Consider the following 10,481-nt stretch of genomic DNA (forward strand, 5'->3'; position numbering starts at 1 on the left):
GCCTCGCAGCGCCCGCCCTTGACGTTGAACGAGAAGCGGCCCGGCCCATAGCCGCGCGCCTTCGCCTCCGGCAGGCCCGCGTACCAATCCCGGATCGGCGTGAAGGCGCCGGTGTAGGTGGCGGGGTTCGAGCGCGGCGTGCGCCCGATCGGCGACTGATCGATATCGATTACCTTGTCGAGGTACTCCAGGCCTTCGATCCTGTCGAAGGGCGCCGGATGCTCTCGCGCGTTGTTGAGCTTGCGCGCAACGGCCTTGTAGACGGTATCGATCAGGAACGTGGACTTGCCGCCGCCCGAAACGCCGGTGATGCAGGTGAAAAGCCCAAGCGGGATCTCGGCCGAGATGTTTTGCAGGTTGTTGCCCCGCGCCCCCGTGATCTTGAGCGCGCGGCCCTTCTGCGGCTTGCGGCGCGCCTTGGGTAGCGGGATCTGGCGCGTGCCCGAAAGGTATTGCCCGGTGAGGCTCGCCGGATTGGCCATGATGTCGGCGGGCGAGCCCTGCGCGATGATCTGGCCGCCATGCACGCCGGCGCCGGGTCCGATGTCCACCACGTGATCGGCCGTGAGGATCGCATCCTCGTCGTGCTCGACGACGATCACGGTATTGCCGAGGTCGCGCAGGTGGCGGAGCGTGCCGAGCAGACGATCGTTGTCGCGCTGATGCAACCCGATGGAGGGCTCGTCGAGTACGTAGAGCACGCCCGTGAGGCCGGAACCGATCTGCGAGGCGAGGCGGATGCGCTGGCTTTCGCCGCCCGACAGTGTGCCGGACGAGCGCGACAACGTGAGATATTCGAGGCCGACGTCGTTGAGGAAGGCGAGGCGCTCGCGGATTTCCTTGAGGATGCGCGTCGCGATCTCGGTCTGCTGTTTTGTGAAGGTCTTGGGGATCTCGGCGAACCAGGCGTTGGCCGCCTTGATCGAGAGATCGCCGACCTCGCCGATGTGCTTGCCGCCGATCTTGACCGCGAGCGCCTGCGGCTTGAGCCGGTAGCCGCTGCACGCCTCGCATGGATGTGCGCCCTGGTAGCGTGCGAGCTCCTCGCGCACCCAGTCGCTGTCGGTCTCGCGCCAGCGCCGCTCGATGTTGCCGATCACGCCCTCGAACGCTTTCGTGGTCTTGTAGCGGCGGAGGCCGTCCTCGTAGACGAAGGCCACCTCCTCGTCACCGGTGCCGTAGAGGATGGCGAGCTGCACGTGCTTCGGCAGGCGCTCCCACGGCGTCGACATCGAGACCTTGTAGTGCTTGGCGAGCGCATCGAGCGTCTGCTCGTAATAGGGCGAGGTGTTGCCCGTGCGCGACCATGGGTAGACCGCGCCCTCCTTCAGCGAAAGCGATGCATCGGGGACGACGAGATCGGGCTCGAACTGCAGCTCCGTGCCGAGCCCGTCGCATTCGGGGCAGGCGCCGGCGGGAGCGTTGAACGAGAAGAGGCGCGGCTCGATCTCCTCGATGGTGAAGCCCGAGACGGGACAGGCGAAGCGCGCCGAGAACGTGATGCGCTCGTGCGTCTCGTTCTTGTTCTTGAGCACTCCCTTGGTAAGGGAGGGCTCAGACACCTCCGCGTCTTTCCCTCCCCCCTTGTGGGGGAGGTCAGGAGGGGGGGAATCCTGAGCAGCCGACGTTGGGGTTCCCCCCACCCTAGCCCTCCCCACGGGGGGGAGGGGACGATCGGCGAACTCGGCAATCGCGATGCCGTCGGCGAGCTCGAGGGCCGTCTCGAAGCTGTCGGCCGCGCGCTTGGCGATGTCGGCGCGCACGACGAGACGGTCCACGACCACGTCGATATCGTGTTTGTATTTCTTGTCGAGCTTCGGCGCGTCGGGGATCTCGTAGAAGGCGCCGTCGATCTTGACGCGCTGGAAGCCCTTCTTCATGAGCTCGGCGAGCTCTTTCCGGAACTCACCCTTGCGCCCGCGCGCGATGGGAGCGAGCAGGTAGAGGCGCGTTCCCTCCGGCAGCTCCAGCACCCTGTCCACCATCTGCGAGACGGTCTGGCTTTCGATGGGAAGCCCCGTCGCCGGCGAATACGGCACGCCGACGCGCGCGAAGAGGAGACGCAGGTAGTCGTAGATCTCGGTGACGGTGCCGACCGTCGAGCGCGGGTTCTTGCTGGTCGTCTTCTGCTCGATCGAGATGGCGGGCGAGAGGCCGTCGATATGATCGACGTCCGGCTTCTGCATCATTTCGAGAAACTGGCGCGCGTATGCGGACAAGCTTTCGACGTAGCGGCGCTGCCCCTCGGCGTAGATGGTGTCGAACGCGAGCGAGCTCTTGCCCGAGCCCGATAGCCCTGTGAAGACCACGAGCGCATTGCGCGGGATTTCGAGATCGACGTTCTTCAGGTTGTGCTCGCGGGCACCGCGGACGGACAAGGTTTTCTGGGCTTCGCTCACGGTGCTGGCCTTTGCCGGCTCGGGAAGGGGACGGACTGCGGACTTCCTGGGGGACTTGCTCATGGAAAAGGTCTATCCCGGTGATTGGGCGTCGGCAATGCAACCCGATAGCGCGGTGGGGCAGATAAGCGTGGGTGCTACCTAAGCCAAGGGGGAAACATCGAAATCCGCCGGTTGCCGTATCCTCACGGAAGCGCCTCCGTGCGGAAGAGGGTGACGCGCAGCCCCCCATGGGCGACGGGAGGGCCCGGCGGGAGGAAGAGCAGCCCGGTTGACTTTGCGAGGCCGGCATCGGTCGTCACCAGCCCGACCCGCCAGCCGGGAAATCTGTCGAGCAGGGTTTGCCCCAGGGCCCGATAGAGCGGCCGCAGCTGCTTGCTATCGCCCAGGCGCGCGCCATAGGGCGGATTGACGATCACGAGCCCCGGCGGGCCCTCGGGCGCAACAAGCTCGCTCACCGTGCACTGGTGAAACGCCGTGAAGTCTGCCACGCCCGCGCGCTCGGCGTTGGCTCGGCTCATGGCTACGGCGCCGGCGTCGCGGTCGCTCCCGAAAAACCGCACGGCGGCCGGAGGTACCGCGACCCGGCTCCCGGCCGCACGTTGGATTTCCTGCCAGGCCGCTGCATCGAATGTTGCGAGATGCTCGAAGGCGAAGCGCCGGGCCCGTCCCGGCAGCAGGCCGGCTGCGATCTCCGCGGCTTCGATGATAAAGGTTCCCGAGCCGCACATCGGATCGAGAACGGGCTCCTGGCCGTCATAGCCGCACAGGCGCAGGAACATGGCGGCAAGGTTTTCCCGCATCGGCGCCCTATTCACCGCTTCCTTGAAGCCGCGCTTGTGCAGGAGATCGCCCGAGGTGTCGACGGCGAGCGTGCAAAGATCATCCTCGATCCGGGCCCGGACGCACACCTCGGCCTCCAGCGAGATAGGAGCGCCGAGCGTATCGCGTATGGCGGTCGCGATGCGCTCCGCCGCGGCACCCGAGTGATAGATGCGCGAGCTTTTGCAGGATGCCTCAATGCGCACCGGCACATCCTTGCGCAGCGTCTCCCCCCAAGGAATGCGGCGTGCGCGCTTGTCGAGCTGCGCGAGATGCATCGCCCGGAAAGAGCCGATACGCGCCAGCACCCGGCTCGTGCCGCGGATCACGAGGTTTGCTCGCCACACGTCGCGCCAGCTGCCGTGGAGCGTCACGCCGCCTCGGACAGCAGCGGGACGGCGAAAACCCAGGGTCAGCGCCTCGCGGCGGAGGGCAGCCTCGAGGCCTGGCGCCGTGGCCAGAAAGATTTCGAAATCGTCGCTGGTGCTCATGGGGTCTGCTTATCCGGGGCCCTGCAAATCTGGAAGCCCTTCCATCATCGGCGCCTTTTCGCGGAACGTGCCGAGATGGCGACCGGGCGCGCGCTGGGCCCCGTGAGCAAGGCCGCTTGATCCAAGTCAGGCGAGGAGCACGTTCAATTACTTAGAGGGCCCGAACGACCTTGACAGAAGCCGTTGCTCAACCGATTCTCATAGTGATGGCTGTCGCTGCCGACGTCCTTATCGAGTGAGGCTCCGCCTTACCGTTTGGCCGCAGCACCCCCCCGGTTGTGAGGACGGTCATCACCCTTAGCCGTGATCGCGGCAGATGCGTACGATCAGCCTGCGATCACGGTACTTGGATCAACAGCGATGGAGGAAGGATGAAGCCACCCGGCCATTCACTCGGATCCTGTGCTGAGATGGGATCCAGGCTTGGTTGACGCGGGCTGCTGCAGCAAGGCGACGCGTGGCCAGGTTTTAAAAACACAATCTGCAAAACGTCATGCGAGGGCGGAGAGTCGGCCGAGATCTAGGTCGACGCGCCAGAGCCTCGCCTCATAAGCCCGGCTCAGCTGGGCAGGTTATCGAAGACATGGGAGCCCCGATCGGCCAAGGCGCGACGGGGCTCGATCTTTTTTGCCTGAGACCAACAGTTCCGCCCGTTAATATCAGCACGTCGCCGCTCGCGCCTTGAAAATGCGCAGGGGAAAGAGGATGGCGTGCAGACCCGCTGCATCTTGCCGTGTGCGTCCTTTGAGGGTCATCGGGGTCCTATTAATCGGATCCGCCGTCTTCCGGCTTGGCGTCCGCGCCTGGGGCGCGCTACCTTCGGCGGCGCTCCGCAGAGGCTCTGCTGAACGGTGCATGAACCGTCCACTCAAGCGCGGTTCAGTGAGCATGAGGCATGACGGGCAAGCCTCACGGCACACGGGCGAGCTGCCCGCGCGGGGAAGCACGGCACGAGGCAACCGATATCCGAGGGACCGAAACCGATGACAGACCGAGCTCTGAGCGACGGCCCGCACAGCCCCGCGGCCCGCGTCGTATCGCTTCTCAAGACGGCGGCTCTTGTGGTGACCATCGTGGGCGCCGTTCCCACCGCGATCACGGCCTATCACGCCTGGCAGTACAAGGTTCCGTTTACACAGGTCTCGCACCGATTAGCGCAATACGAGATCTGGGAGCGCAACATCGACTGCCAGATCGAGTACAAGGCACTGTCCACATCGCAGGGCACAAAGGTCGATGCGGGTGCCTGCACGTCGACCGGCGACATCTCGCTCAAGATTTCGACGCCGGACGGCAAGGCGACCTACGAATGGATCGCCTACAACCAGCTTCAGAAGCCGGGCGAGCCGCCACCGTCGGGCCTCATCGATCTCCTGATCGGCGCCGCGCGTGCCGACGCGCTTGCGCCGGCGCGCGTGACGAAGGTCGCCGAGGGGCTGGAGGTCATGTGCCAGTCGCTGGTCAGCAAGACGCAACTGGTGCGCGTCGTGCGCGAAAACGGCAAGTGCTACCGCGAGGTCCTGTCGCCTGTGCGCGGCTCTGTCGACAAGCGCGAGGAGGTACCGTGTGAAACCAAGTGTACGAGCGCGAGCTAGAGCCTGATCGTTCTTTGTGGGCACGGACACGCATTCACCGAGAACGTGAATCAGTCTCTCCAACAAAAACTTAGAGCGCGTTCACGTCGCGTAACCCGATTCCGATAGGAGTGAACGCGCTAGCGTATTCGTTTGAGATGACGCGCCACCTATTCCGCGGCCTCGCTTCCGAACTGCAGCTCGGAGAGGCGGGCGTAGAGGCCGCTGCGCTTGGTGAGCTCGGCATGCGTTCCGCTCTCGACAATACGGCCCTGATCGAGCACCAGGATGCGGTCCGCGCTCTGCACAGTTGAGAGGCGATGCGCAACGACGATCGTCGTGCGATCCCGGGTGAGGCTCTCGAGGGCGCGCTGCACGGCAAGCTCGTTCTCCGTGTCGAGGGCGCTGGTCGCCTCGTCGAGGAGAAGGATGGGCGCGTCCTTCAGAATAGCGCGTGCGATGGCGATGCGCTGGCGCTGTCCGCCCGAGAGCGAGACACCGCGCTCGCCGAGCCGGGTCTGGTATCCCTGGGGCAGGGCGTTGATGAAGCCGTCGGCCTGGGCTGCAGTGGCCGCGCGAATGATGTCGGCCTCGGAGGCCTCTGGCGTGCCGTAGCGGATGTTCTCGGCCACCGTATCGGCGAACAGCGCCACCTCCTGTGGCACCAGCGCCGTCACGCTGCGCAACTCATCGAGGGCGAGCGAGGCGACATTGACGCCGTCGATCGTCACCTCGCCGCTTGCCGGATCGTAAAAGCGCAGAAGCAGGTTGAGGACGGTGGACTTGCCGGCTCCGGACGGGCCCACGAGCGCCACCCGCTCCCCGGACGCGACACGAAACGAGACGTCGTCGAGCGCCAGAGTGCCGCCGCGGTTGGCATAGCCGAAGTGGACGGACCGGAATGCGATCTCGCCCTTGACGGGCCTGGGCAGCGCGACAGGGTGCGCCGGCGATTTGATCTCGGGCTCTATGGACAGGAACTCGATGATGCGCTCGGCGGCGCCCGCAGCCTGGGTCGTCTCCCCCCAAACCTCCGAAAGCTCGCCCAGGGCGGCGGCCGCGAACACGGCATAGATGACGAACTGGCTGAGGCGCCCGCCCGTGATCTCGCCGCTGATCACGGCCGCGGAGCCGTACCACAGCACGCCGACGATGCTCGATACGACGAGCACGATGACGAGCCCGGTGAGGCCGGCCCGTGCAATGAGGCGGCTCTTGGCGGCGAGGAACGCACGTTCGCACGCGGCGGCGAAGCGTCCCGCGACGGCATCCTCATGGTTGAACGCCTGCATGGTGCGCACGGCGGCAAGGTTCTCGGACGCGTAGGCCGAGGCTTCGGCAAGCGTATCCTGGGCGGCGCGCGAAAGGCGGCGCACCGTGCGCCCATAGCCGATGAGCGGCAGCACGATGACGGGAATGGCGATGAGGACGAGCAGCGACAGGCTCGGGCTCGTGATGATCATCATCACCAGCGCGCCGAGAAGCATGATCGTATTGCGGAGCGCCTGCGAGATGGCCGAGCCGGCGACGGACTTGATCTGGGTCGTGTCGGCGGTGAGGCGGCTCATGACCTCGCCGGAGTGTGTCCGCTCGTAGAAATCCGGCCCGAGGCGGGCGAGGTGGGCGAACGCATCCGACCGCAAGTCCGCGACGACGCGCTCGCCGATCCAGTTGACGAGATAGAAGCGTGCGGCGCTGGACACCGCCAGCACGATGCCGATCACGATCATGACCATGAAATACTGGTCGATCATGGTTGCGTCGTGAGCCCCGAAGCCGTGGTCGATCATGCGCCGCACGGCCATCGGGATGGCCAGCATCGCCATAGCTGACGCGACGAGGGCCGCGGCGGCGCCAGCCAGACTGCCGGGATGGCGGATGAGATAGGGCTTAAGCGCGAGCAGCGGCCGCAAGGAGCGGCGCCGGCTTGTCGGCGGGCTGTCTTCGGACGGCGGCTGGGCGGCCTCGCCGGCCGGGGGCAGAGCCCCGAAATCTTGCTTCGGGCTCACGGTGCGATCCTTCGCATTGGGCGTCTCCTCGAGCGCACCCTTTAGGCTTTCTGCATAGGATGGACCATGCGCGACATGGGCGCACGGCGTCAACGCCAACCCGGGAAATCGCGCGGAATGCCGCGCCGCTCGTTGGCTTCCATCCCGTTGCTCAAAGGCTCTCAACGGGCCGAATTTACGGACGGGCTTAAATTTTTCTGTTCGGGTGCGCGCCCATCCCGGCGTCAGAGGCGGGAAGGCCCGCGCGGCTTTTCGATGCTTGTGCGGCGCGGTCAACTCGACTATAGAGGCGCATTCAGGAATTCGGGGCCGCACCGCCGGACATCCTGCCGCGCCTGATGCGCAGCGGCAACTCGTCCGCGGCCGTGCCGTTCGGCCCCCATTCGCAGCGAGCATGAGCCCAATGAAGAAAGACGCCGATCTGCATCCCGACTACCATCAGATTACGGTCAAGATGACCGATGGGACGCAATTCATCACCTACTCCACGTATGGCAAGGAAGGCGATGAGCTTCAGCTCGACATCGACCCGACCTCGCACCCGGCGTGGACCGGCGGCGACCAGCGTCTGATGGATCGCGGCGGCCGCCTGTCGCGCTTCAAGAAGAAGTTCGAAGGCTTCCTCGGCTGAGAGGCGCGGGCCTCGCCGAGAAGCGCCACATCGATACGAAAAAGCCCGGCCGAAGCCGGGCTTTTTTATTGGCTTATCCGGTCCGCAGCTCTCAAGGTGCCGCCGCGTGGCGCAGGCCGCCACCAAATGCTCGCTCCAGCGTGTCGATCTGGGATGCCACCGGATTGACTGGCAAGGGCACCGCGCCCTCGGCCTCCCGGGGCAGCATCGCGCGATCGAGCTGAACGATGCGATCGTGCAGCTGGAAACTCTCGTCAATGAGATCGCGCAAGCCCTGTGGCAGATCTGAAAATCCTTTGGTGTGTGCCGGACGGCCAAGCGTCTGCAGCTTGACGCGGGCGCGCTTGGCTTCGGCTTCCGCGTGGGTGAGCTCGCCTTCCTTGACGGCGCGCCGGATGAGGAGCCACGAAGCAAGCTCGAGAAGGCGCGTCGTGAGGCGCATGCTTTCCGTGGCGTAGAGGACTGTGAGCTGGCCGGGAAGCCCCTTGCTCTCGCGGCGCCCATCCCCGTCGAGATAAGCCGCCGACCGCTCGACGAGGGCCATGCCCTCGGAAAATACGCGGTCGAACTGTTCGGACGCTTGGAAACGCTCTCCGAAGGAGACTGTTTCCCCTCCGCCTACAAACCGATTTTCTACGCTGGAACTGTTGCTCATGACACGCTTCGACACAGACACCTACTCTTCGATCACCATAGCACCCGAAGATCCTAAGAGGCCAGGGTTAACAAAATTGGCCGGAAAGGAGACAATCCAAAGAAACCTCGGGTTGTCATCTGCCATGCAAAAGGCAGGCCGAAAAAAGTTGAGCCGCCTTGCGGCGGCTCGAAAGTCAACAGGAAGGCGTCAAACAGGGTGGGCTGGGCACCACCCGAGCTCCAGATGTCTGGATGAGAGGAAGGCTACGCCCGCTTCCCTAACGAACGCTTAAAGGTTGACGATTTCTGACCGTATTTTTGTTCACGATTGTCATCATGCAAGCGTAAACGCAACGGCCCGGCCTGGGACACTCTCCCGATCAGTCCGCGGGCTTGCTGATGCGCGAGGCGAGCACCTTGTCGATACGCCGCCCGTCGAGGTCCACGACCTCGAACCGCCAGCCGCCGGTCTCGATGCTCTCGCCCGTGCGCGGAATGTGCTGGAGCTCCGCGAGGAGGAAGCCTGCGACAGTTGCGAAGCTGCGCTTGGCCGGCAGGGCGATGCCGAGCTTGTCGGCCATTTCGTCAACGGCCATCGAGCCGGCGAGCAGCCAGGTCCCGTTGGAGCGCTGCACGGCGTCGGGGCCGTCCTCCTCCGACTTGAAGGCGCCGACGATGGCCTCGAGCACGTCTCCCGGCGTAACGAGCCCTTCGAAGTGCCCGTATTCGTCGTGGATCAGCGCCACGGGAACGTCCGCCTCGCGCAGCGCGCTCAAGGCATCGAGGGCGTCCATCGTCTCGGGGATGATCGGCACCTTGCGGATATGGGAGCGGATCTCGAGCGGCTTCCCGGTGAGCACGGCCGCCATGACGTCCCGGGCCCGGACGACGCCGATCAGGGCGTCGATGGTCTCCTCGCCGACGGGGATCAGCGAATGGGGGGTTTCGATGAGCTGCTCGCGGATCTCCTCGTCGCTGGTCGCGATGTCGATCCAGTCCACGTCCGTACGGGGCGTCATGAGGCCGACGACGGTGCGGTCTGCGAAACGCATGACGCCCGAGATCATCTCGCGCTCGGGCTTCTCGAGGACGCCCGCGGCCTCCGCCTCTGCGATGAGGATGGCGATTTCCTCGTCGGAGACGCGGTTGGCCCCTTTCTCGGATTGTCTGAACAGTCGGAAGACGAGGCGCGTCGAGGCGTCGAGCAGCGATACCGCGGGCCCCGCGATGCGCGAGAAGGCGATCATCGGCGGCGCGATGATGCAGGCGATGCGCTCGGCATCGCGCAGCGCGATGTTCTTCGGCACGAGTTCTCCGATGATTACGGAGAGATAGGTGATGACGGCGATGACGGTGCCGTAGCCGAGCGACGTTGCGGCGGCCTCGCGAAGCCCGGCCTCGCGCAGCGCTGCATAGGCATACTGGCCGAAAGTCTCGCCGGAATAGACGCCGTTGATGGTGCCGATCATGGTGATGCCGATCTGCACGGCGGACAGGAAGCGGCCGGGGTTCGACGAGAGCGCGAGGGCGCTCTCCGCGCCTTTGCGTCCGGTCGCCGCGAAGGCCTTGAGACGCGGCTGCCGGGAGGAAACGATCGCCAGTTCGGATAACGCGAAAAGGCCGTTCAGGAGAATGAGGCTCAGGACGATCAGGAGCTCGATCAAAGCTATTGCGGCCGACTTCGTTGGCGATGCTCGTAGCGGAAAAGCCGGGTCACCCCGATCGGGGATCGTGACGTGTTCTTTTCCGAAAAGCAGTCCTGCGTCGAGGCCACCCCCTGTTGCCGAGGGAGCGGATGCTATCGGCCCGCCGCACTATGGTCAATGCGCGCTAAATTCATAATTTTCCGAGGGCGGCGCGAGCTTATTCGAACAGGAGTATGTGCCCGCCCGCGCGCAATGGGCGAAAAATCGCCCCCT

At 65.1% G+C, this 10,481-nt stretch carries 7 protein-coding genes; 2 read left to right on the forward strand and 5 right to left on the reverse strand.

Features of this window, described 5'->3' with window-relative positions; genetic code table 11:
• On the reverse strand, positions 1–2,462 hold a 2,462-nt coding region (gene uvrA, locus V7P99_RS13915), incomplete at its 3' end, for an excinuclease ABC subunit UvrA (protein ID WP_333795435.1).
• 122 nt (positions 2,463–2,584) lie between these two features.
• Entirely contained in the window at positions 2,585–3,712 is a 1,128-nt protein-coding gene (locus V7P99_RS13920) for a THUMP domain-containing class I SAM-dependent RNA methyltransferase (protein ID WP_333795436.1), read from the reverse strand.
• 983 nt (positions 3,713–4,695) lie between these two features.
• On the opposite strand from V7P99_RS13920, the gene V7P99_RS13925 reads away from it, so the two are divergent.
• Positions 4,696–5,307, forward strand: a complete 612-nt coding sequence (locus tag V7P99_RS13925; protein ID WP_333795437.1) for a hypothetical protein — start codon at positions 4,696–4,698, stop codon at positions 5,305–5,307.
• Between the two features lie 149 nt (positions 5,308–5,456).
• Here the strand turns inward: V7P99_RS13925 and V7P99_RS13930 are convergent, their stop codons facing one another.
• Entirely contained in the window at positions 5,457–7,295 is a 1,839-nt protein-coding gene (locus tag V7P99_RS13930; RefSeq protein ID WP_333795438.1) for an ABC transporter transmembrane domain-containing protein, read from the reverse strand.
• A 403-nt stretch (positions 7,296–7,698) separates the two neighbouring features.
• Here V7P99_RS13930 and rpmE point away from each other — a divergent pair, with 403 nt between their 5' ends.
• Complete coding sequence (gene rpmE, locus V7P99_RS13935; protein WP_333795439.1) at positions 7,699–7,926, forward strand: 50S ribosomal protein L31; 228 nt, start codon at positions 7,699–7,701, stop codon at positions 7,924–7,926.
• Positions 7,927–8,017: 91 nt separating this feature from the next.
• On the opposite strand, the gene rcdA is transcribed toward rpmE, so the two are convergent.
• Positions 8,018–8,581, reverse strand: a complete 564-nt coding sequence (gene rcdA / locus V7P99_RS13940) for a protease adaptor protein RcdA (RefSeq protein WP_333795440.1) — start codon at positions 8,579–8,581, stop codon at positions 8,018–8,020.
• A gap of 361 nt (positions 8,582–8,942) precedes the next feature.
• On the reverse strand, positions 8,943–10,226 hold the full coding sequence (locus V7P99_RS13945; RefSeq protein WP_333795441.1) for a hemolysin family protein: 1,284 nt from the start codon (positions 10,224–10,226) through the stop codon (positions 8,943–8,945).
• Positions 10,227–10,481: the final 255 nt, after the last annotated feature.

It is taken from the genome of Hyphomicrobium sp., assembly GCF_036780825.1.
In the GTDB taxonomy this organism is placed as follows: Bacteria; Pseudomonadota; Alphaproteobacteria; order Rhizobiales; family Hyphomicrobiaceae; genus Hyphomicrobium_C.

Excerpts from the sequence above, each read along its gene's own strand:
- V7P99_RS13920 (WP_333795436.1), bottom strand. The coding sequence starts at position 3,712 with ATGAGCACCAGCGACGATTTCGAAATCTTTCTGGCCACGGCGCCAGGC.
- rcdA (WP_333795440.1), bottom strand. The coding sequence starts at position 8,581 with ATGAGCAACAGTTCCAGCGTAGAAAATCGGTTTGTAGGCGGAGGGGAA.
- rpmE (WP_333795439.1), top strand. The coding sequence starts at position 7,699 with ATGAAGAAAGACGCCGATCTGCATCCCGACTACCATCAGATTACGGTC.
- V7P99_RS13925 (WP_333795437.1), top strand. The coding sequence starts at position 4,696 with ATGACAGACCGAGCTCTGAGCGACGGCCCGCACAGCCCCGCGGCCCGC.